The following is a 22,186-nucleotide window of genomic DNA, read 5'->3' on the forward strand; positions in this document are numbered from 1 at the left end:
AAAGAGTGCAATAAAAAAGAGGCCTTTCGATGAAAGGCCTCTTTTTACTCTTCAGATGCTTAGGCTTCCGGTTATTCCGCAGTATTGGCATCATCAGCAGCTTGTTCTGCCGTGTTGTCGACCGTTTCGTTTTCCTGTGCAGGAGCTTGCTCCTCGGCCGGTGCCTCCTCAGGCGCATCGCCCAACAAATTCATCTGCGCGGCAATCAGATCACCCAAGTTGGTGCCGATATCATCGCCGTGTTCAAAATCCAACGTGGTCTGCGGTTTGCGGCGTTCACGCTGTTGCTTCGGCTGTTTTGCCTTCGGCTGTTCGTGACGTTCAAACTTAGAAGTGTCAATGTGACGCGGCGCTGCTTCACCCTCGGCTTCCTCAGCACCTTCCTGTTTTTCCGCTACCGGCGGCTCTTCCAGCGCGCGCGTCGACAATGCGATGCGCTGACGCTCTTCGTCAATTTCCAGGATTTTTACTTCCAGTTCCTGGCCGATATTGAATTCGTCAGAAGGTTTTTCTACATGATGATGAGCAATTTGCGATACATGAATGAGGCCTTCAACACCTTCATCCAGACGGACAAAAGCGCCGAAATCCAAGAGATTCACGACGGTACCTTTGACAACATCGCCCGGCTTATTTTTTTCCTTGAAGACTTCAAACGGCTTCGGCATTAACTGCTTCAGGCCCAAGGAAATACGATTGCGCTCGCGATTGGCTTTGAGCACGATCGGTTCAACTTCCTGACCAATCTCCAAGATATCCGACGGCTTTTCGATGCGCTGCCAAGAAATATCCGAAACATGAATCAATCCGTCCACACCGCCCAAATCGACAAATGCGCCGAAATCAGTCATGCGAACGACTTTACCTTTAATCGTCTCACCGACGACAATCTTATCCCAAACGCTATCCAGTTGTTCTTCCAAAACGGCACGAGCGGAAAGCACCACGCGACGTTTTCTTTCATCAACCGACAGGAATTTGCATTCCAGTGTCTGACCGATATACTGCTTGAAGTTCTTCACAAAATACGTAGCAATCTGTGAGGCCGGAATAAATCCATTGATACCCATCACATTGGCCACAAGGCCGCCGCGATTCTCTCCGGTGATCATGGCTTCCACCGTTTCGCCGGCTTCGTATTTTTCCATGAGCTTCGTCCAGTTCTTCAGACCTTCTACGCGTTGTGTGGACAGGACAACATTGCCTTCCCCGTCATCCAACTTAATCACGTAGACATCGATCTCGTCTCCTTCATGGAAGTGCTCGTGCGTGTTGGCACGCTGTTCATCTGTCATCTCGTCACTCTTGATGATTCCGTCTGCGCGATAACGAATATCGACATATACCTCATCATCCTTAACGCTGATCACAGTGCCCTTGACAATATCGCGAGGATAAATCTTCACCATACTGTCTTCGATTTGTTCCATGAAATCTTCTTTCGTAAAATTCTCCATCCCTCTGACGACCTCCTCAATAATCCAATCCGGTGTGCTCGCACCGGCGGTTATGCCTATTCTATTCAATATAGGGTAGTTTTGTAAAGCTAAATCCTTGAAAACTTCAATTTGTGCTACATTTTTTGTCTTACTTTCGGCAACTTGCCTTAATTTTTGCGTATTTGACGAGTTATGACCTCCAATCACAATCATAAGATCCGATTCTGCTGCTAATATAGCCGTGGCTTCCTGTCTCTCCCGCGTGGCATGGCAGATCGTTTTTTGTGCCGTGACCGAAATATCCTTTGGAAAGGCTGCCACGATGCGTTCGAAAAATTCCTCCCGATTCGTGGTTTGCGAAACCACAAAAAGTGGTTTATCGGAAATCACGCGACCGGCTTCTTCTTCCGAGTCAATGATAAGCGCATCCGGCTGTAAATAGCTGCGCATGGCGCGTACTTCCGGATGGTTAGGGTCGCCGATGATCACGCAACGATACCCTTCTTTTTCTTTCTTTTCTAATAAACGATAGATGCCCTGCAGTACCGGGCAAGTGCCATCGATGATGGTAGCTTTGGTCTTTTTAAGGACTTCGCGCTCCTCTTTTGTGACGCCGTGCGCACGTAAAATTAAAATGGCATTCGCATCTACTCTTGAAGCTTCATCTATGCTGTGCAAAATATGCACCCCTTGCGACTCACGCCGCTTTACATATTGCGGATTGTGTACCAGAGGGCCGTAAGAGTATACGATTTTTCCTTCAGCATGCTGAAGAGCTTCTTCCGTCTTACGATCAATTTCACGCACGCCGAAGCAAAAGCCGGCATGATCAGCAACGCGAATCATCATGACTCATCTCCTCTCCGCTATTTAAGGCATAGATGGAGTTATAAATCAGACGCATAATATCCTTACGTCCGGCCCGGCTATCGTACGGTACGAACGTCTCGAAAGGCAGTGCGTCACGCAAAGTCACACGGAAGGTGCTGCGAAAGTGATAGTCTGATTCCAGATAAAGACAATACACCGGCACTTTGGCTTTCTGTACCAAATAGGCAACGCCATCTTTCATATGGGAAAGATCCCGTGTGTCATAGCGATGCCCTTCCGGAAAAATACCGAGCACGTGTCCTTCCTTCAGGACTTTACGCATGGTTCGTAAAGCAGCAATATCATTGCCCTCCCGATCTACAGGAATCATTTGAATTGCGCGCAAAAAAGCTCCAATGATGGGAATATCCGACAATTCTTTTTTACCAACAATATAAGTGTCCATAGGCGATGCTAAAAACATGGCGAAGGCATCCCAATTGGAACGATGATTGGCACAGATAATGAAGGGGCCCTTTTTATCGACCAGTGCATCATCCATCTCAAAGCGAAACAAAAGATGCATCAGCCCTTTTGCTAAGACCTTAATGCATTTCAAAAACATGATGCCATTCCTTAATGATGCGTTCTACCACATCTTCCACTTCAAGATCCGTCGAATCAATGCGGATCGCGTCGTCCGCCTGCACAAGAGGAGACACGGCGCGTGTAGAATCATACGCATCACGGCGACGAATATCTGCGAGGACTTGCTCAAAATCCATGGTAGACGTGGACTTTTTATCGTACAGACGACGGCGCGCCCGCTCCTCCGGCGCAGCCGTCAAAAAGATCTTTAAGTCCGCATGAGGCAAAACGACAGTGCCGATATCGCGGCCGTCCAAAATCACGTCCTGTTTTTTGGCAATATCCTGCTGCATCGCCACCAGCTTGCGGCGTACAAAGTCATAGCCGGAAACTACGGAAACCTTTTGCGTCACATCATCCTCGCGCACGCGCTTTGTGACGTCGCGGCCATTCAAAAGTACCCTTCCCGGTTCCATGGTGAGATTCACTGCATCCAATCTCTTGCGTATCGCCTCCGCATCCTCAACAGGAATGTCCTGTTCCAACAGGTCTAAGGTAATGGCTCGATACATAGAGCCCGTATCCAAATGAGCCATATTTAACGCTTGGGCTAATCGATCGGCAACCGAGCTTTTGCCCGATCCCGACGGTCCGTCAATGGCCATAGTTCTTGTCATAGTTTTTTCCTCCCCATGAGAGTTTCCTTCTATTTCCCGTTTAACGAAGCTGCCGCGCTATCGCCGGCCAGATGTCCCATTGAAAATGCAATCTGTAAATTATAGCCTCCGGTAAAACCGTCCACATCCGCCATTTCACCGGCAATATATAAGCCCTTCTGTTTACGCGATTCCATCGTAGAAGGATCGATCTCCTTTACCGTGACGCCGCCACGCGTTATCACGGCTTGCTTGAAAGAACCGAAGCCCGAGAAAGTCAGAGGGAAATCCTTCAATAGTGCAATAAAGTGTTCTTCCTCCTCCCTGGTCCAGCTATGAAACGGCTCGGCGGCATCCCATCCGCCTTTTTCAAGAAACACATCGGTGCACCGCTTCGGTAAAAAGGATTGAAACAGTGTTGAAAGAGCACGATTCGGCGCCTTCTCTCGCTCCCGCACCAGCCGTTTACGCAAGGTTTCTGCGTCTAAAGCCGGTTTCCAATCCAAAGAGAGAGTTATCTCTTCATTTTTCTTTCCAGCTAATAACGCTGAAAGCGTCAGTACAACAGGACCGGAAATCCCTTCCCTCGTAAAGAGCATCTCACCAAAGCAAGAAAGCGGCTTTTTTCGTTTTCCTAAACGGGCCTTCAGAGCAATATTTTTCAGCGAAATCCCCTCCCAAGTAGCAATGTAAGGGTCAGATAAGGTGATCGGCACAAGCGATGGATGGGGTTCTTGAATCGAATGTCCAAAGCCCGCCGCAAAGCGGTAACCGTCACCGGTGGAACCCGTGGACGGATACGATTGGCCGCCGCACGCTAAAATCAGCCGACGCGCCTGCATTGTTTCCCGGCCGAGCACGGAAACCGTGAAAAGAGCATGCTCTGCGTCATAGGCTATCTTTTCCGCGAGATGATGAAAATAAAGTGTTGCTCCGTTTTCGCGCAAAACTTTTTCCAGCACGCGATTGATATCATTGGAATGATCCGATGTCGGAAATACCCGTTCTCCCCTTTCAATCTTGACGTTTTGTCCGTGTTGCGTAAAAAAATCCATCAAATCCTGATTTGTAAAGTGATAGAGCGCGGAATATAAAAAGCGAGAATTGTGGGCCAAGCCGTCCATGAATTCGGGTAATGGCGTTGCATTGGTCACATTACAGCGCCCCTTACCGGTAATATAGATCTTTTTACCGACCTTTTCATTGCCGTCGATAAGAGCTACCGAGGCTCCTTGTAACGCTGCCGCAATACCGGCCATACAACCGGAAGCGCCCATGCCAATCACAAGGATATCCCAGATTTTTTGCATTATAGACTCCCTTCCAGCACTCGATAGTCGCCCGGTAATATGCCATACAACTGGATTTCCGCCACGCGAACACGAACCAGACGCAATACGCGATATTGCAATGCGGCAAACAGGCGACGAATCTCCCGTTTATGCCCTTCGTGTAAAAAAACGCGGACAATGCGCGTAGGGAGAATTTTCGGCGGCCATTGCGGTAAAATTTCGTCCAGTCCCGCATCGGAAGTATACGGTTTAACGGCATCCATGCGCCAGAGACTACCCTCTATCGATACGCCGCGCAGAAGGGTTTCTCGATCCTTTTCGACAAAGGGGCGATTTAATACCACAACATATTCCTTTTCCGTCTCCATCGAAGGATGCGCTACCGACTGCGCTAAAATTCCGTCATTGGTGATCAAAAGCAAGCCTTCCGAATCCCGATCCAGTCGACCGATGCTGAACAACCCCAGGTCCTTCGGCAAATCATCATAGATCAGGCGTGACGCGTGCGGATCGCTATGACTGCACAACAGCCCCACCGGTTTATGATACGCAAGTAACAGCCGCTCTTGCGGCCAGGCGATATGCTTTCCATCCACACAGACGATATCTTGCGGAGATACCTCCGTTGCCAAATGGTCCACGCGCAAACCGTTTATCGTCACACGTCCTTCTAAAAGGATGGCTTCTGATTTACGACGCGACGCTATACCGGCCCGTGCCAGAAAGCGATTAATCCGCATCGCTTTTCTCCCATAGTGCTTCCACTTCTTCCCGGGACGGTAAATCCTCCAGGGAGGACAAGGTGAAGGCGCGTAAAAACTCACGTGTCGTTCGGTACAAAATCGGACGACCGATTTGTTCCAGACGACCGGCTTCTTCGATGAGACCGCGCTCCAGCAACGTATCCAAGGCACTGGAACTGCGCACACCGCGGATGGCGTCCACTTCTATGCGCGTCACCGGTTGTTTATAGGCAATGATGGCCAAGGTTTCCAATGCTGAATTGGACAGGCGCTTGCGCCTAGCTTCCCCGAAGAGTTTTTCAAAATAAGGCGCATGTTCCTTGCGTGTTGTCAGTTGTACGGCATCGCCCACCGTGTGAAGCACCAGACCGCGGCGCTCATGCTCCATCTCCTCTTTCATCTGCTCCAGTAAATTGCGGCAGGTTTTGACGGGAATTTCCGCCACCTCTGCCAAATCTTTTACAGGCAACGGATCGCCCCAAACGTAGAGCAGTCCTTCGATTAAAGATTTTAATTCTCGATCATTCTGCATGCTCATTCTCCGTTTCCTGCGGGTCTATCCATTCCAACACGTTTTCAAATGCTTTGCGATTGCGCATCTTTATGGAAATTTGTTGGCTTTCCGGGTCTTGCTGCAATTCCAGCGCATGGCGACGCGTCAGTTCCAGCATCAATAAAAAAGTAACGATGACGTTGCTTTTCTTGTAATCTCTGGGATCAAACAAGTCAAGAAAGGTGAAACGTTCGCCCTTCGCAAGCTTTCGACGAATCCGACGTGCCACCACATCCTCTCCATATTCTTCACGCACCATGACGGATTGCGGTGAAAACTGTGGTCGAGTAACATCACGTCTCTCCTGCCATTCATGTAACGCGCGAAGCAGATCCTGCGGCGTTCCTTCCAATATTTCTTTTGGCTTGGCACGAAAGCGATCCGGATCTTCACCCATTTTTACATAATAGAGTGCGCCTTCCTCCTCCAAGATCTGTAAGCGTGCCGCCAATTCTTTATACGTACGATATTCCAGCAGACGAGCAATCATTTCCTCGCGCGTCATGCCGTCATCTTCGTCATCCTGATCCTTTAACAGCATGCGAACCTTCATCTGCACGAGAATCGAGGCCATACGAATAAAATCGCTCAAATCATCCGGCGGAATGCTATTCTGCTGCATCACTGCCAGAAATTGTTCCGTGATTTGAGAGATTTCAATATCGTAAATATCAATTTTTGCTTGTCGCAACAAGGCGAGCAATAAATCCATCGGCCCCGAAAAGGGCGCTAAGTCCACTTGGATCAACGGATCCCTCGTTTCTGTTTCTGTCGTTCGTCAAGCCGTTTCAAACCATCATTTCTTAAAGCAGATGAAAAGAAAAATCCAGCATACCGCTGAGTATTCCTTCCGTGATCGGCTGTGCAATTTTACCGAAAATACCGCTAAACACTAAAATAGGCAACAGCCACTGCGTATAGCGCTCATAGCGATACACCTGCCAGCGGACGTTTTCAGGGAAAAAGGCAAGAATGACTTTAGAACCATCTAAAGGAGGAATCGGCATCAGATTAAAAACACAGAAAAATACACCATACGTCATGATCTGTATAAGCAGAGCCTGAAAAAACGGCTGCGAGACATGCGGTAACAAGAGCGCTGCAAGGAGAGCGCTTAAAAAATTCACCGTAACCCCGGCCAAAGACGTCGAGAGCATACCGAGTCGTTCATTGTGAAAATTGTCGGAATTGATCGGGACGGGCTTTGCCCAGCCGAAGCGAAAAACCAAAAGACATAAAAGGCCGATCGGGTCAATGTGCGGCAACGGATTAAACGTAAGTCGTCCGGCGTCCCGTGCGGTGGGGTCACCATTCCACAAGGCAACCAGCCCATGCGCAAATTCATGCGAAATGATTGTAAAAAGAATCGCTATGACGGAGGTGATCGTCGTCATCAATGAAAAGTTTTCCGAAAACATGCCCTATCCGTTCTGTCTCTTCTCCTTACTGTGCATCGTTTTGATGCATTTTTGCATAGAGAATGGCGATGATGGTTTTGGCATCCGCGATCTCAAAATTCAAGACCATGCGGTACAGCGCATCCACCTTATGTTCTTCTACCGTTATAAATTCCGTCGAGTCCTCCTCCAATTTGGACGGCTCAAGGTTTGTTGCCAGAAATAAACTCAGTTTTTCATTCGTAAAGCCGGGAGAGGCATAGGCATCTAACAGATATTCCATGTTCTGCGCCTTAAAGCCGATCTCTTCCTGCAATTCCCGCTGTGCGGCTTCCTGCGGTGATTCGCCCGGCTCTACCAATCCTGCCGGAATCTCCAGGAGACTTTCCTTTACCGCAATGCGATATTGTCGCACCATAATCATGGTATTGGGGTCCTTCATGGCTAAAATGCCGACACCGCGCTGATGGCCCACAATCTCGCGTTTTGCATAGACCATATTCGGCAATTCCACAGTGTCTACACGCAAATGCACAATCCGCCCATCATAAATTTCTTCTGATTTTATAATGCGTTCAATATTTTGATTCTCGTCGGTCATGACCTGCCCTTTCGTTGCATTCTCCATCGTTTGGCTTGTTCGATCATTTCCTCAGCGCTGGAGCGCGTTGTTTCAGTAATATGTACGCCGCCAATCAGACGTGCCTGCTCGGCGGCTCTTCCTGCTTCATCCAGTTCACGCATGACGGTGATGGTAGAGGCGCCATGCGTTTCTTTTACAACTTCATAGTGTGTGTCCGCCAACGCCGCAATCTGCGGCAGATGGGTAATAACGATCACCTGGTGATGCTCCGTCAATCTTGAAATTTTTTCAGCCACAACTTGCGCGGTGCGTCCGCTGATACCCGTATCAATCTCATCGAAAATGAGCGTCGGCATAGCGGATATTTCCGAAGCAATGATCTTCATAGCCAACATAAAGCGGGACATTTCTCCCCCGCTGGCAACCTCCGAGAGCGATTGCATCGGCTCACCGGGGTTTGTGGAAATGCGAAAATCAATGCGATCGTATCCGTTGCGTCCGATGGACTCAGTTTTGGTAAAGGGGATGGAAAAAGACATGGATTTAATCGCCATCTCCAGCATTTCACTCTTTACCCGATCTTCCAATTTATGTGCCGCGTTTCTACGCAAATCATGTAGCGCTGCTGCGTTTTTCTCTAAAGAAACTTCTAACGATCTATCTTCCTGCCGCAGTTTTTCGCGTTCCGCTTCAATCCCTTGCAACAAGGCAAGGCGCTTTTCAGCTGTGTTGCGAAATGCAAGAATTTCGCTGAAATTTTGCCCGTATTTCCGTCGCAAATTCTGAAGCATCTGAAAGATCGTATCAATCTCCTGAATGCGCATCGGATCAATAACGATACCGTTGCGATAACGAGAGAGATCCGAGCGAAGCGTATCGGTTTCCGCTTCAATCTGCCACATCATATCACGCATGTCCGATGCCGATGCGTCGTTTCCCGCCAATTCATCAAAAGCCTGTGCGCAACGCAATAAGCCGTCGCGTAAGCCTCGATCACCTTCCAGCGCTTCTGAAAGACGAGCGGCCATGCGCATCCGTTCCGTTGCCGATACCAGGGATTTATATTCCTGTTCGAGAGCTTCTTCGTTCAAATCCTCCAGATGCGCATCCTCGATCTCTTGGATTTGATAATGTAAGAGATCCGTTTCTCGCAACACTTCTTCCGGAGAAAGTGCTAAAGCTTGAAGCTTTGCCGCAACTTTTTCGCGGGAAGCAAGATCTTTTTTCAAGCAATCCTTCAGGGGGATTGCGTCTTTGCCAACATAGGCGTCTAAGAGCGGTAAATAGGTAGAAGGACTTTTCAAGAGATTCTGTGCATTTTGCGCATGAATGTCCAATAAAAGGGCCATCACCGTGCGCAACGATTGCAACGTGACCGAAATATCGTTCAGCCTCTGTTTGGATCCTTTTGCGGAGAATTCACGTCGTACGATAATATTGCCATCCTCATAGGGAATGTCCAACACCTCTAAGCATTCGCGCAATGGAGAACCTTCACAAATTTCTTCCGGTGCCGGTATAAAAACAGCTTCCACGATAGCCGGCCGCGCTTCATGCAGAATGCGGCGCTCCGAGCGCGCGCCGCGCAAAAAATCTAACGCATCAACAAAAAGGCTTTTACCCGAGCCGGTTTCCCCGGTGACTACGGATTCGCCGGGATAAAAGGAAAGTTCGATTTTTTCCAGCAAAGCAAAATGTTGAATCCGCAGTTCGACAAGCATTATTGAATGAACTCCTCAATATCTTTTACAAGCACATCCAGCAAGCTAACATCGGTCGGTGCAATAAAGAGTGTGTCAACACCGGCAACGATACCGGCAACATTGTTCAGTTTCGCGTTCGTAATGGTCATGGAAACCACCGGTGCGCAGTAGATGACAGTCTCAATAATGACCATATTACCGTTGTGATAGACGCTTAAAATGGCAGAACGCAAAATCTTGTGCAGTCGTTCATTTAACGAATCATGCACAGAGTCCAAGACGGTATACTTGTAGCTTCCCTTTACGGTTTGCACTTTTGAAATGCGCAATTCTTTAATATCTCTTGAAATGGTTGCTTGGGTAGCATGTACGCCCTGTTCGCGCAACAGATCAGCAAGCCCCTCCTGCGTCTGTACCTCCTGCTGTTCAATGAGATCCAGGATCAGACGTTGTCGATTATATTTTTTCATCGTTCTTTACCTTTCCTACGCCAATCAATTCTCTGTCGAAACCCCTTGTAATAACGTTAGAAGTCGTTCTCCATGAGGCAATGCCTTGGCCCTCTGTGCAGCAAGATCAAAGAGCACTGTGCGCATGTCGTTGTTTTCTTCACGCAGGGCCTGCCAATATGTGTATTTTCCTTCCTTCTCATCCTGTTGTCGGTCGTCTTCATCATCATTCAGTTGAAAAAGTAAGCCGAAAAGATTCCCGAAACGAACGGCATCATTCACATGTCTTTCATTGCCGCCGGCAAGAATGCAACCCATGCCGCAAGCCGCTGAAAACAATGCCGACGTTTTTTTCTCCACCATCGCTTGAATCGCTTGCCGGTCGTGGGAAATTGGATGCATATCCAGCACCTGACCTCCCAACATCCCTTCCAAACCTACATGACGACTAAGCAAGGTTCCGGCACGACTGATGCGTTGGCTAAGGCTCGCATCAGCTTCGTCCATTGCGTTAAAAAGGACGATATAGGCACCATTTAACAGCGCATCTCCGCTCAAAAGTGCCTCTGCCTCCCCATAGGCAGCGTGAACGGTCAGCTTGCCGCGTCGATAGCGATCATTGTCCATACAAGGCATATCATCATGAATAAGAGAATGCGCATGGATCATTTCCAAAGCACACGCGGCATCCGTCATTGCTGAAAACCAGGGCAGGTGCGGCGTCGGTTCTTGAATGGCGCTTGCTGCAGCAAATACCATCTGCGGGCGCAGGCGCTTTCCGCCATCCGTTGCGTAGAACATGCTATCCAGCGCCCGGATCGCTTCCAGACGGTCCCTTAAGCGTGGAAGAAAGACTTCTTGCAGCCAATCCTCAATCCGCATGATCGGAAACCTCCGAATCCAGAATGACCGAAACATCGTTCCCTTCCAAATCCTGTATTTCCAATTCCGCCTTATCCAGTTTTTGATGCAGCTGTTCGCCCAATTCCCGTGCTTCGCGATACAAAGCGGTGGATTCATCCAGGGTTAAATCATCGCGATCCAATGCTTTGGTCAATTCATCCAGGCGTAACAAGCCTTCTTCAAAACTCCCTTCAAAGGACATCCTTCTTCTCCTTATCCTTAACAATGATGCGATACTGATACGCTCCCGAACGCAAATAGTAGGAATCCTCCAAGCGTAAGGCGCCGGCGAGTACCGGTCGTCCGTTAAGATCCTTAACGGTCCAAGAGGTCTCGGCAAGCCGTTTTTCACGCACTGCTGCCGCCCGACGCACTCTTTCATCAATCGCATGGCGACGTTTGCGCATGGACTGGCGTAATCTTTCACCGATGACAAGCATATGTTTTTGCAGGCTTTCCGCTTGTTGACGCAAACGCTGAGAGGGCGATCGCTTTTCGACCGCTCGCATCACCTGCTCCAATTGCCGTCCTTTTCGATCAAACACCTGCTGCATACGTAACGATAAATGCTTTTGTCGCGTAGCCAAGGCTCGTAAGAGATCATTGCCGTCCGGAGTGGCCAGAATAGCCGCTTCCGTGGGCGTAGAAGCCCTTCGGTCCGCTGCCAGATCGCTAAGCGTGGTATCCACTTGATGGCCGATCGCAGCGATGACAGGCACAGGACACGCCGCAATACAACGCACCAGATGCTCATCATTAAACGCACTCAAGTCCTCGCCGGAGCCGCCACCACGTGCCAGCACGACGACATCCAAGGGAGAACTTTTATGCCATAAAGCCAATTGTTGAAACGCCCCACACATGGCTTCCGGTGCCGCCGTACCTTGCACGGAGGCAGGAGAAAACAGAATGCGCGCTAAAGGATAGCGTCGATGCACTTCATTGGCAAAATCATGCAAAACCGCACCTTCTGCCGAGGTGATTAAACCGATTCGTCGAGGAAAGCGCGGTAAAGAACGCTTACGCGCCGGTGAAAAGAGACCTTCCGCCGCTAATTTTCGGCGTAGCTGATCCAGGGCAACGAGCAACTTGCCCTGCCCCTGTTCCTCCACCGATAGTGCGCGCAGTTCAAACTTTCCTTGTTCTTTATAGACCATGGCGGCAGCCGTGAGGAGAATGCAATCTCCTTCTTTGGCCGTCGCCGGTAAAACGCCGTTAAAATCCACACAGTGCACGAGTGCACCGTCGTCTTTTAAGTCAAAAAAGATATGGCGTCCGCGAGAGAGATTCACAATCTCCCCTTCTACGCGCAGTCGCTTCAAAATCGGATCATCACGGACGATGCGATCCAAGTAGAGTACAAGTTCCGAAACTTTAATGGGTTTCATCGTATTTATCGGAGGGCAAATCCTCCGGATTCGGAATCTTAGCAGCATCCACCTGAATGCCGAATTCCTTCGTCAAGGTGCCCGACTGCAAATCTTTCACCAACGATGACAGAACACCGTTGATAAACTTGTAGGTTTGCTCATCGGAATAGCGTTTAGCTATTCCCACGCATTCATGAATGGTAACCACCGTCGGAGCGAAATCGGTAAAAAGAATTTCATTGATAGCTACGCGCAAAATGGCCCTATCAATCGCATGCAAACGCTGTGCCGTCCAATCACGCAAATAGTCCTCCATTATCCGATCAATCTCGGATTGATGGGCGTGTAAAAGACGCAAAGAATCTGCCAAATAGGCATTTTCCTCCGGCAACTCGTGGGCACGAAGCAGTTCCTGTGCCGAAAATGGATCCGCCGCATTCATATCTTGCTCGTAGACCAGTCGAACGAGCCATTCCCGTTGTTCTTGACGTCTCATATCACACGCGGGACAAATAGTCGCCTGTACGAGTATCGATCTTAATCTTGTCGCCGATGTTGACAAACAGCGGCACGTTGATCGTTGCGCCGGTTTCCACCGTAGCCGGTTTTGTGGTGTTGGAAGCGGTATCGCCACGTACGCCGGGTTCCGTCTGCGTGACTTCCAATTCAACAAAGTTCTGCGGCGATACGCTGAACGCATTTCCCTTGTAGAACTTCATGATGGCCAAATCACTCTCACGAATGAATTTCATGGCGTCCGCCGCCACATCACCTTCCAGTGCAAACTGTTCGTAGCTTTCCGGATCCATGAAGTAATATAAAGCGCCGTCCGAATACAGATATTGCATTTCCTTTGTTTCAATGCGGGCTTCCTCGAATTTATCATTCGGGTTAAAGGTAACGTCCTTTGAACCGCCGCCCATGACCGAGCGAATTTTAGCGCGCACGAAGGCCGCACCTTTTCCGGGCTTAACATGCTGAAAGTCTATAATTTCATACACGTCGTTCTCGTAGACAAAAGTCGTTCCTTTTCTTAAATCATTCGCAGATAACATATATCCTCCTCAAGGTTTTATCGTATTTATTATAGCAGTCCGCCCGAAGTGATACAATTTTTCCTCCGTTTTTATGAATGTAATTCCATTTCTGACGAATGATAATACACTCTTCTAAAAAACACTACTCCGGCGCCATTCCTCCGCGGCACGCCGATATTGAAACGCCTCTGCGACGGCACTTGATGTAATATAATCGCATTCGTCCAAATCAGCAATCGTGCGTGCTACGCATAGCAGGCGTTTCTGTGCGCGATAAGAAAGCGCATAGTGTTCGGAAAGCTGACGCAGCAATTGCTCCGCTTTATCGGATAACTGTAGTAATGCTGCCGGCAAGGTGTCAGGAAAACGAGCATTGACCGAAAAGTCGAAGGGCCGATAGCGCTCTATCTGCCGTTTGCGTGCCATGACAATATGTTCGCGCATCGACGCACTGTCAGCGCCGCTTTTCGATATAACCGTGACATCCTCCTGTGACGTCATTCGCGTACTTATGGTAAATACCATATCCATGCGATCAAGTAGTGGTCCCGATAGGCGTGCGCGATAGCGTTTAATGGCGGACGGCGAGCAGTTGCAGGTATGATCGGGATCGCCAAGATATCCGCATAAGCAGGGGTTGGCTGTGGCAAGCAGTTGGAAGTCCGTCGGCGCTTCCACCCGGCGTCGTGCCCTGGAAATGGTTATATGGTGTTGTTCCAGCGGGGTGCGTAAACCATTCAGTGCCTTTATGGAAAATTGAGGCATCTCATCTAAAAATAAAATCCCATGATGTGCGAGCGAAATCTCTCCCGGAATCGGCGGATTGCCGCCTCCCAGTAAGGCAGCAGGCGTAATCGTATGGTGTGGCGTTCGAAAGGGCGGCATCGGGTGTGCGTGGACAGATAGACCGCAAGCGGAGTGCACGCGTAGTACTTCAACTTCCTCCTCCGGGGTAAGCCACGGTAAGATACTCGGCACACGAGAAATGGCCATACTCTTCCCCACACCAGGAGGCCCGATCAATAACAGAGAATGTCTGCCGGCTATGGCAACTTCCAATAGACGTTTCAGCGGTTCCTGTCCCTTCAAGTCACGAAAATCAGGCAAGTCGTTGCGCCACTCTTCCGGTTTTTTGTCGCAATGTCGTCCGATGATCGCACCGCAATCGATTTGTCCCCGACACTTAGCAACGGCTTCTTGCAATGAAGTCACCGGAATAAATTGCATCCCTCCGATTTCCATGCATTCCTTGAGATTCTCCAATGGTAGATAAACAGTTGTAATACCGGCTTTTTGGAGTGTCAATACCATGGCAAATGCTCCGGGTACAGGACGACAGTGCCCATCCAATGACAATTCGCCTAAAAAAGCCACTGTTTCGAGTAATGATGGTTCCAAGGCACCCATCGCCGCCAATAAGGTGACAGCAATGGGCAAATCCCATTGGGTGCCGCCCTTTGGCACATCTCCCGGATACAGATTGACCACGATGCGTCCCGGCGGTAAGCGTATCCCCATGGATACGATGGCCGAACGGATGCGCTCCCTGGCCTCTTGAATTGAAGTGCCGGCAAGTCCCACGATATAGAATTGAGAGAAGCCGCCTAAAATTTGCGTTTCCACGGTTACCGGTTCTGTCGCCAGTCCTTCAAAATGACAAGATGTTGTTTTTGCAAGCATAGTTTCCTCCTTTTCTTTAGTGTAAAGGAGAAGCGATCTCAGCGAATTCCAATAAAAAGAACGCGTGTTTCCACGCGTTCCCATTTGATTCAAAAAGTGTAAAAGTGTTCCATAACCGTCTTAAAAAGGCGCTATATCCTTATCATCCGATAATGGCACATGAAAACCGTAAAGCGACAAGGCCCGTAAAAATTCATCATCCAAGGGTGCTACGACCGTGATCTCTTGTCCCGTATGCGGATGCTGCCAGGAAAGCCTGCGCGCATGTAATAAATGATGTGCAAACGCATGGCGTTGTCGGCGAAAACCGTATACGGTGTCTCCGACCACAGGATGGGAGCAATAAGCCGCATGGACGCGAATCTGATGTGTTCGCCCCGTCGCTATGTCGACAGCCATAAAGCTCGCCTCCGTCTGTGCCTCGATGGTAATGAATCGACTCAGAGCGTTTCTTCCGTCCGAGCGCACCGCCTGCTTTTCCGGATGCTTCGGATTTCGGCCGAGCGCTTTATCGACCACCGTCCCCTCTGTCTGCCAGCTGCCTTCAACAATTGCTAAATAGCGTTTTTTAACCAGATGTTGCTGAAACATATGCTTTAAGGCTTCGGCGGTTACATCGTTTTTTGCAATCAGTAATGCACCCGAAGTCTGAGCGTCCAAGCGATGTACGATGCCGGGTCGATCCGCTCCGAAGAGTGTTGCAAGAGGCCTTCCGGATGCCAATAAAGCGTTCACCAAGGTGCCTGATCGCACGGTATCGGTCGGATGTGTGATCATTCCTGCCGGCTTATTGACCACGAACATGTCATCATCTTCATAAAGAATGGTAAGTGGTATCGGTTCCGGTAAAATCGGTGTTTGCCGAAAAAAAGTGGGATCCAAAGAAAGGCTGTCCCCGCCTTTTAACTTAGTACGTGCCTTCACTGTTTTTCCGTTTAAAAGCAGAGCGCCCGCTGAAATAGCTTTTTCCAACTGCGAACGGGAGTAATCCTCCAATAGTTCCGCTGCCCCGGCGTCAAAACGCATACCGACGATTTCATCGCTACTTTGTATGAGAAATTGCTTATGTTCACACACGCTGATTCTCCCCCGGAAAGTCAGGCAAATGCCAATCGATGCCTTCCTCACCGCGTTCTTCAAAGAAACGATTGATCTTGGAAAACGGACGAGAACCGAAAAAACCGCGATGTGCGGATAGCGGCGACGGATGCGGCGCCATCAAAACCAAGTCCTCCGGATTTTGAATCAGTGACCGTTTCGATTGAGCAAACTTACCCCATAGTACAAAAGCCAATGGTTTTTCCCTCTGTCCCAAAAGCGACACGATGCGATCGGTAAGCACCCGCCAGCCAATCGCTTCATGCGAATTTGCCTGATGCGCACGCACAGTAAGGGTGGCATTTAAAAGCAAGACACCTCGCTCCGCCCAGGCCGTTAAGTCACCGTGTTGCGGCTGTGATATGCCCAAATCCTGTTCCAGTTCTGCATAGATATTGCGCAGGGAAGGCGGAACAGGTACGCTTTTTTGTACGGAAAACGCCAGACCATTGGCCTGTCGCGGCTCATGATACGGGTCCTGTCCCAAAATGACCACGCGACAATCAGAAAAGGGTACAAGTTGTAACGCATGAAAAATTTCATTGGCAGGCGGGTAGATGGTATGTGTACGATACTCCTCTACTAACAGTCGCCGCAGCGTTTGATAATAGGGCTTCTCCCACTCCCCCGACAAAATTTCATCCCAATCGTTGCCGATCGTCACCGTCATCGTTTTTCTCCTTGTTCGTCCGGTGTTCGCAATAATAAAACGGCTAGAAAAAACACACCCACCGTGACGCCGATGTCCGCTACATTAAATACGGGAAATTGAATGGAGCGAATAATATCCACTTGAATAAAATCAACCACATAGCTCCATCGCACGCGGTCGATGAAATTGCCTGCTGCACCGCCCAGAATCATTCCCATCGCCAAACGAAACCAAATGCTATCTTTGCGATGGCGCCATAGGACAAAAAGTAAAAAGAGAATTGCGCCGATGCTTAATGCGATAAAAAACAATTTCTGTCCGGCGAATATGCCAAAAGCAGCGCCATCATTCTCAACATAAGTTAAACGCAAGTAATGCCCCAAAACAGACAGACTCGCTCCATGCGAAAGCGCACCGACTGCCCAATGCTTGCTCCACTGATCCAAAAGCACCCAGACCACGCTTATCAGGATTCCAAATAACATAATGCTCCTATTCAAAACAAAAACTCCCTCGGACGAACCGAGGGAGCGATCTTCTTACAGTTGATACATGGACGATTCGGAAACGGACTCTTTCACTGCAGCGTCCACATCCACGCCCTTCGGTACAATGACGTAAATGTCTTTGGTTACTTTTTGAATATTGCCATTGAGGGCATAGACGCCGCCGCTGACAAAATCAAAAATCTGGCGTTTTTTATCGACTTCCAACATCTCCAGATTCAAAATGACTGTACGCGCCTGTGCAATATTATCCAATACCTTCGGACCGTCATCATATTCCAACGGTTCTTGAATGCTGATGCGCATACGCGACGAACCAGAAGTCATATCGATCACTTTGCCCAAGCGCGAAGACGTCGAAGAGGACGACGGCTCTTCATAGCCGGCGGAGCTGTAGTCGGATGCATAGTCATTTGTATTGTCTGAAGCATCGTCCGTTTCATAGGATTTATCATAGGACGGCTGGTCTTGGTACGCGTATTCGTCCGAATAATCCTCATCCTCATACTGATCTTCAATACCGATCATATTCTTCATCTTATCAAAAAATCCCATTCCATCCTCCTCACGGTTAGCTTCGTTTTCCGAATAATGCGGTCCCGATGCGCACCATCGTGGCACCTTCTTCCAGAGCCACTTCAAAGTCGTGCGACATTCCCATGGACAATATATCCAGTTGATTCCTATTATAACCGATGGTACGGTTCTTTTCGAACAAAGTTCTCATCTTTTTAAAATAAATACGCGATTCTTCCGGATGATCCACCACCGGCGCTACGGTCATAAAACCACGGCAGCGTACATGCGTCATAGACTCGGCTGCATCGAGCAAAGATGGAATTTCTTCCACAGGACAGCCGCCCTTTTGTTCCTCCCCGGCGATACTGACTTCCAACAGAGCTTCAAAAAAACGATCATCGCGAATCCCGATGCGTTCCAATTCCTCTAACAAAGAAAGGCGATCCACGCTCTGCACCAACACCACAGAATCGGGCAACTGGCGCACTTTATTGCGTTGTAATTGTCCTATCATGTGCAAGCGCGCTCCTTGGAACGCCTCTTGTTTACGCAGCATTTCCTGCACCCGATTTTCGCCCATATCCTTCATGCCGAGCTGAATCGCCTCACGGATGCGATCTTCCTCCACCGTTTTCGTGACGGCTATCAGTGTAATATCTTCCGGGCGATGTCCGAATTTGGCGGCCGCACGATTGATGCGTTCGCGCACCTCTTCGATATTTTCTTTTAATCCCATCGATACAACCCTCCTTCTTTCACTTCGGTCGGTTTCCGTATCACGCGATCAAAACGCGACAGAACCTTGGATGCATTTTTGCTTGGCACGGGCGCAATAAAAAATTCATCCGTTTTTTCATCAACACCTGTGATTCGAACGGGAATTTTTTGCGCCACATGATTCTTATCCAATATGAAGCAATAGGTCTTTTCTCCTTCGTGAAAAACGCAGGAAATCGGTATGCGATAGCTCTCCGCTTCCTCCAAAATCAGACGCAACGATGCAAAACGCGCCTCTTGTAAGCGTTGATAGCCGTCCCGTAGTGCGAAAATAAGAAGATTTCGGCCCTGCGCATCGGATACCCGTCGCACCAGCGTACCAGATAAAAACACATTTTTCTCCGTTTTGATCGGATAGTTCGTCCCAACTTTAACGGATAATGGCAATACCGATTGCGGGCAATCCATGGCGACATAGAAAAGACGATTATCCACAAATTTTAATCCCTTTTCCCTGACTGCCTTGCCCTCTGCCGTACCGATATCGCCCGGTTGTAACACGGACAGGCTCTCCGGTTGAAACAACGTTTCATACCCATCGATTTCTGTTTTTACCAGACCGGAAAAAGGCATCGTAACCGCATTGGCTTGCAACATTTGCTTCATATAAGAGGCTTCTTCCGATGCAGCCAAGCGAGCAGAAGCGCTTTCGATTTTTCGTCGTAAGGCTTCATCCAAAGGAAAAAGTGCTTTCTCCACACGATAGCGTATCGTCGTATCCAAATTCTTAATGGGCACGGTCAAGCCGCGAAATACATCCGGTGCATATTCATGATAGAAAAACGCCCCTTTGCCTTCCCGCGTCTGCTCCACCATTTCAGAGCGTACTAATGTGATTGTCTTCGGATTAAAAAAGAATCTCCAACCGATATAAAACAAAAGGCAGAGCAAAAAAATCCCCGCCAACATGGCGTAAAAGCGCCCGCTGCGATGGACTTTCCTTCGCTCTTTTTTCTGCTGCTTTTCCGCCGTCGTGTCAAAAGCAGACTGTTGTTCCGAGACAGATTTACGACGCATGATCAGCTCCCAAACGTTTCTCGCTGCCATTTAACAAGCGACGAATATTTTCATGATGGCGGAAAATAGAAACCGACGCACACAGGAGTAGCGCCACCTTGATCACGAAAGGATGCGTGGTAAAGAACAAAGTGTATAAGGCAGCACAAAAAATCGTGGTGATGGAACCGAGTGAAACCAGACGGGTTACTGCGACGATGATAAAAAAGACACCCAGCCAACATAAGGTCAATGGCGGATCCACCGCCATCATGACACCGCAGACGGTCGCTACACCCTTCCCTCCGGAAAATCCCAGAAACGGAGAATAGCAATGTCCGAATACCGCGAAGAACATGGCCAATGCCACGCCCAACGGGTCCGCCGGTGCAATCACACGCGCCAAAAAAACCGCCAGAATCCCTTTTAATAAATCACCGGCAAATGTCAGAATACCGAAGCCGATTCCAAGCGTACGCAACGCATTCGTAGCGCCGATATTACCACTGCCGCTTTGCCGTATATCCTTATGTGCCAACACTTTGCCGAGCAGCAATCCCGTGGGAAGGCCGCCTAACAAAAAGCTGATCACAATGATGCCGACGAGTCTCATGACCGTTCCTTTCGCTCGCGTACCTCCAGATGCAAGGCCACGCCCGTAAAATCAAAGTTTTTGCGCAGCTGATTTTCCAGATAGCGCATATAGGAAAAATGCATCAATTCCGCATCATTGACATAGAAAAGGAATTTTGGCGGACGAGTGGTCACTTGCGCAGCATAATAGATCTTTAAGCGCTTGCCCTTATCCGTCGGCGGCGGATTCAACACGACGGCATCGCGCACAATATCATTGAGCAGCCCCGTAGAAACGCGGAAGCTGTAGTGCTCATCCACGGCATTAATCAAAGCAAACAGCTTATCCATGCGCTGCCCCGTCTTCACCGAAACGGATAAAATGGGTGCGTAATGATTAAATGTCAAAACCGTACGAATGCGATCTTCCATGGTTTTTAACGTATTCGTCTCTTTTTCAATCAAGTCCCATTTATTGAGCACAATAATGGAGGCCTTACCCTGATCATGGGCATAGCCCGCAATTTTAGCATCCTGTTCCGTCGGACCTTCTTGTGCATCAATTAAAAACAGGCACAAGTCTGCTCGATCCACGGAAGAAAGGGTTCGCAAAGCCGAATACTTTTCAATACGTGTATCCACAGACCGCTGTCGACGCAGTCCGGCCGTATCGATAAGCGTATATTTTCGTCCATCGTGCTCATAATACGAATCGATGGCATCCCGCGTCGTTCCGGGGATATTGGTGACAATCATACGATTTTCACCAAGTAAAAAATTCACTAGGGAACTTTTTCCGACATTCGGCTTCCCAATCAAAGCGATTTTCAGGGAATCGTCTTCTTCTTCCGTCTGCGCATCGGCAGGCAAATGATCAAAAATCGCATCCAAAAGATCGCCCAAACCATATTGTTGTTCCGCAGAAATTACGAAAAGATCCGGAAAGCCCAGTTCATAAAACTCATAGACGTCATTTGGTGTCTCATGCGTATCAATCTTATTGACCACGACAAGACAGGGCTTTCCGCTGCGACGAATCTTATCCGCCACCATATGATCCATAGCAGTGACACCGGCCTTACCATCAACAAGAAACAAAACCAGCTGACAATCTGCCAGACCGAGATCCACCTGCCATTCGATTTGACGAGACATAACATCATCGGAATTCACTTCCAGACCGCCTGTATCCATTAGAAGAAAATAGCGATTTTGCCATTCAACTTCTCGATACAGACGATCGCGAGTCACCCCGGGCGTATCCTCTGTAATCGAGACACGCTGTCCGACTAATTTATTAAAGAGTGTTGATTTTCCGACATTCGGACGACCAACAATGGAAACGATGGGACGCATGAGGCCTCCGTTCTTTAATGCTGCACTTCACAGCAATTCGAGCTGGTTTCTTCGAGCGTGGTGCGATAGAGCATGCGCATGGCCGGGGTATCCGGTTCTTTCCGATCGACCTTTCGAATCACTGCCCAGTAAAGGACAAGCCCCAACAGGCCGCCGATAAGATCCAAAGCTTCGGCATGCATTCCCAAGGGCTTTTGCGCCAAATCGGTCAGCACGATGCCGCCGACAAAGAGCAGCATCGGCAAGACATAGAGCAAGCCGACGCGACGAAAGAAATCTGCATCCTTCATCTCTACCATAACAGCTTCTCCAGGCTTTGCCTGTAACGTATTCTCAATCACATAGGTGCTGGGTTTTGCACCACAGGCATTGCAGGCTTCACAGGAGCCGCATGCCTCAGCGCGCATGACCAGGATCTTACATTGACTTCCCATAGTACTCACAATAAGCGCTTTATTTTGCATGGTTTCTCCTTTCTTTCTCCTTCGGAAAACAGCCTACTGCGA

26 protein-coding genes are annotated in these 22,186 nt (G+C 49.0%); all 26 read right to left on the reverse strand.

From position 1 onward, the window contains the following. Nucleotides 1-71 precede the first annotated feature (71 nt). The gene (locus BN98_RS02410; RefSeq protein WP_019189916.1) at nucleotides 72-2,288 is read right to left on the reverse strand and encodes a bifunctional 4-hydroxy-3-methylbut-2-enyl diphosphate reductase/30S ribosomal protein S1; all 2,217 of its coding nucleotides are present in this window, start codon (nucleotides 2,286-2,288) and stop codon (nucleotides 72-74) included. After that, nucleotides 2,269-2,874: a lysophospholipid acyltransferase family protein gene (locus BN98_RS07820; RefSeq protein ID WP_019189915.1), complete on the reverse strand. Its 606-nt coding sequence runs from the start codon at nucleotides 2,872-2,874 to the stop codon at nucleotides 2,269-2,271. The genes BN98_RS02410 and BN98_RS07820 overlap by 20 nt, the downstream gene beginning before the upstream one ends. Then, a complete protein-coding gene (gene cmk, locus BN98_RS02420; protein WP_019189914.1) occupies nucleotides 2,855-3,514 on the reverse strand; it encodes a (d)CMP kinase in 660 nt (219 codons plus the stop codon). The genes BN98_RS07820 and cmk overlap by 20 nt, the downstream gene beginning before the upstream one ends. Before the next feature lie 29 nt (nucleotides 3,515-3,543). Further along, nucleotides 3,544-4,803: a BaiN/RdsA family NAD(P)/FAD-dependent oxidoreductase gene (locus BN98_RS02425; protein ID WP_019189913.1), complete on the reverse strand. Its 1,260-nt coding sequence runs from the start codon at nucleotides 4,801-4,803 to the stop codon at nucleotides 3,544-3,546. Then, complete coding sequence (locus BN98_RS02430; protein WP_019189912.1) at nucleotides 4,803-5,525, reverse strand: pseudouridine synthase; 723 nt, start codon at nucleotides 5,523-5,525, stop codon at nucleotides 4,803-4,805. The genes BN98_RS02425 and BN98_RS02430 overlap by 1 nt, the downstream gene beginning before the upstream one ends. Next, nucleotides 5,515-6,066, reverse strand: a complete 552-nt coding sequence (gene scpB / locus BN98_RS02435; protein ID WP_019189911.1) for an SMC-Scp complex subunit ScpB — start codon at nucleotides 6,064-6,066, stop codon at nucleotides 5,515-5,517. Before scpB ends, BN98_RS02430 begins: the two co-directional genes overlap by 11 nt. Further along, on the reverse strand, nucleotides 6,050-6,820 hold the full coding sequence (locus BN98_RS02440; protein ID WP_242826679.1) for a segregation and condensation protein A: 771 nt from the start codon (nucleotides 6,818-6,820) through the stop codon (nucleotides 6,050-6,052). The genes scpB and BN98_RS02440 overlap by 17 nt, the downstream gene beginning before the upstream one ends. 64 nt (nucleotides 6,821-6,884) lie before the next feature. Next, entirely contained in the window at nucleotides 6,885-7,499 is a 615-nt protein-coding gene (locus tag BN98_RS02445; protein WP_019189909.1) for a site-2 protease family protein, read from the reverse strand. A gap of 25 nt (nucleotides 7,500-7,524) precedes the next feature. Further along, the gene (locus BN98_RS02450) at nucleotides 7,525-8,079 is read right to left on the reverse strand and encodes an NUDIX hydrolase (RefSeq protein ID WP_040942512.1); all 555 of its coding nucleotides are present in this window, start codon (nucleotides 8,077-8,079) and stop codon (nucleotides 7,525-7,527) included. Beyond that, on the reverse strand, nucleotides 8,076-9,782 hold the full coding sequence (recN, locus tag BN98_RS02455; RefSeq protein ID WP_019189907.1) for a DNA repair protein RecN: 1,707 nt from the start codon (nucleotides 9,780-9,782) through the stop codon (nucleotides 8,076-8,078). The genes BN98_RS02450 and recN overlap by 4 nt, the downstream gene beginning before the upstream one ends. Further along, entirely contained in the window at nucleotides 9,782-10,234 is a 453-nt protein-coding gene (locus BN98_RS02460) for an arginine repressor (protein ID WP_019189906.1), read from the reverse strand. The genes recN and BN98_RS02460 overlap by 1 nt, the downstream gene beginning before the upstream one ends. 24 nt (nucleotides 10,235-10,258) lie before the next feature. Then, a complete protein-coding gene (locus tag BN98_RS02465; RefSeq protein ID WP_019189905.1) occupies nucleotides 10,259-11,095 on the reverse strand; it encodes a polyprenyl synthetase family protein in 837 nt (278 codons plus the stop codon). Continuing rightward, nucleotides 11,085-11,318, reverse strand: coding sequence for an exodeoxyribonuclease VII small subunit (gene xseB, locus BN98_RS08375; RefSeq protein WP_019189904.1), 234 nt, complete (start codon nucleotides 11,316-11,318; stop codon nucleotides 11,085-11,087). The genes BN98_RS02465 and xseB overlap by 11 nt, the downstream gene beginning before the upstream one ends. Then, complete coding sequence (gene xseA / locus BN98_RS02475) at nucleotides 11,308-12,504, reverse strand: exodeoxyribonuclease VII large subunit (RefSeq protein WP_019189903.1); 1,197 nt, start codon at nucleotides 12,502-12,504, stop codon at nucleotides 11,308-11,310. The genes xseB and xseA overlap by 11 nt, the downstream gene beginning before the upstream one ends. Next, the gene (gene nusB / locus BN98_RS07825) at nucleotides 12,491-12,982 is read right to left on the reverse strand and encodes a transcription antitermination factor NusB (protein WP_084765257.1); all 492 of its coding nucleotides are present in this window, start codon (nucleotides 12,980-12,982) and stop codon (nucleotides 12,491-12,493) included. Before nusB ends, xseA begins: the two co-directional genes overlap by 14 nt. Nucleotide 12,983: 1 nt before the next feature. Then, the gene (gene efp / locus BN98_RS02485) at nucleotides 12,984-13,541 is read right to left on the reverse strand and encodes an elongation factor P (RefSeq protein WP_019189901.1); all 558 of its coding nucleotides are present in this window, start codon (nucleotides 13,539-13,541) and stop codon (nucleotides 12,984-12,986) included. 114 nt (nucleotides 13,542-13,655) lie between these two features. Next, complete coding sequence (locus tag BN98_RS02490) at nucleotides 13,656-15,287, reverse strand: YifB family Mg chelatase-like AAA ATPase (protein ID WP_084765258.1); 1,632 nt, start codon at nucleotides 15,285-15,287, stop codon at nucleotides 13,656-13,658. A gap of 36 nt (nucleotides 15,288-15,323) precedes the next feature. Continuing rightward, the gene (locus tag BN98_RS02495) at nucleotides 15,324-16,280 is read right to left on the reverse strand and encodes an RluA family pseudouridine synthase (protein WP_019189899.1); all 957 of its coding nucleotides are present in this window, start codon (nucleotides 16,278-16,280) and stop codon (nucleotides 15,324-15,326) included. Beyond that, nucleotides 16,273-16,971: a uracil-DNA glycosylase gene (locus tag BN98_RS02500; protein WP_019189898.1), complete on the reverse strand. Its 699-nt coding sequence runs from the start codon at nucleotides 16,969-16,971 to the stop codon at nucleotides 16,273-16,275. Before BN98_RS02500 ends, BN98_RS02495 begins: the two co-directional genes overlap by 8 nt. Then, nucleotides 16,968-17,438 (reverse strand): signal peptidase II, encoded by a 471-nt coding sequence (gene lspA, locus BN98_RS02505; RefSeq protein WP_019189897.1) that lies wholly within the window; start codon nucleotides 17,436-17,438, stop codon nucleotides 16,968-16,970. The genes BN98_RS02500 and lspA overlap by 4 nt, the downstream gene beginning before the upstream one ends. A 54-nt stretch (nucleotides 17,439-17,492) precedes the next feature. Continuing rightward, the gene (locus BN98_RS02510; protein ID WP_019189896.1) at nucleotides 17,493-18,014 is read right to left on the reverse strand and encodes a cell division protein SepF; all 522 of its coding nucleotides are present in this window, start codon (nucleotides 18,012-18,014) and stop codon (nucleotides 17,493-17,495) included. Nucleotides 18,015-18,030: 16 nt separating this feature from the next. Beyond that, nucleotides 18,031-18,714, reverse strand: a complete 684-nt coding sequence (locus tag BN98_RS02515; protein WP_019189895.1) for a YggS family pyridoxal phosphate-dependent enzyme — start codon at nucleotides 18,712-18,714, stop codon at nucleotides 18,031-18,033. Then, nucleotides 18,705-19,772 carry a biotin/lipoyl attachment domain-containing protein gene (locus BN98_RS02520; RefSeq protein ID WP_019189894.1) on the reverse strand — a complete coding sequence of 356 codons (1,068 nt, stop codon included), beginning with the start codon at nucleotides 19,770-19,772 and terminating at the stop codon, nucleotides 18,705-18,707. The genes BN98_RS02515 and BN98_RS02520 overlap by 10 nt, the downstream gene beginning before the upstream one ends. Then, a complete protein-coding gene (gene plsY, locus BN98_RS02525; protein ID WP_019189893.1) occupies nucleotides 19,762-20,364 on the reverse strand; it encodes a glycerol-3-phosphate 1-O-acyltransferase PlsY in 603 nt (200 codons plus the stop codon). The genes BN98_RS02520 and plsY overlap by 11 nt, the downstream gene beginning before the upstream one ends. Next, entirely contained in the window at nucleotides 20,361-21,680 is a 1,320-nt protein-coding gene (gene der, locus BN98_RS02530; protein ID WP_019189892.1) for a ribosome biogenesis GTPase Der, read from the reverse strand. The genes plsY and der overlap by 4 nt, the downstream gene beginning before the upstream one ends. Before the next feature lie 14 nt (nucleotides 21,681-21,694). Next, complete coding sequence (locus BN98_RS02535) at nucleotides 21,695-22,144, reverse strand: SoxR reducing system RseC family protein (protein ID WP_019189891.1); 450 nt, start codon at nucleotides 22,142-22,144, stop codon at nucleotides 21,695-21,697. Between the last annotated feature and the right edge of the window lie 42 nt (nucleotides 22,145-22,186).

It is taken from the genome of Levyella massiliensis, from assembly GCF_000308275.2.
Taxonomy (GTDB): domain Bacteria; phylum Bacillota; class Clostridia; order Tissierellales; family Peptoniphilaceae; genus Murdochiella; species Murdochiella massiliensis_A.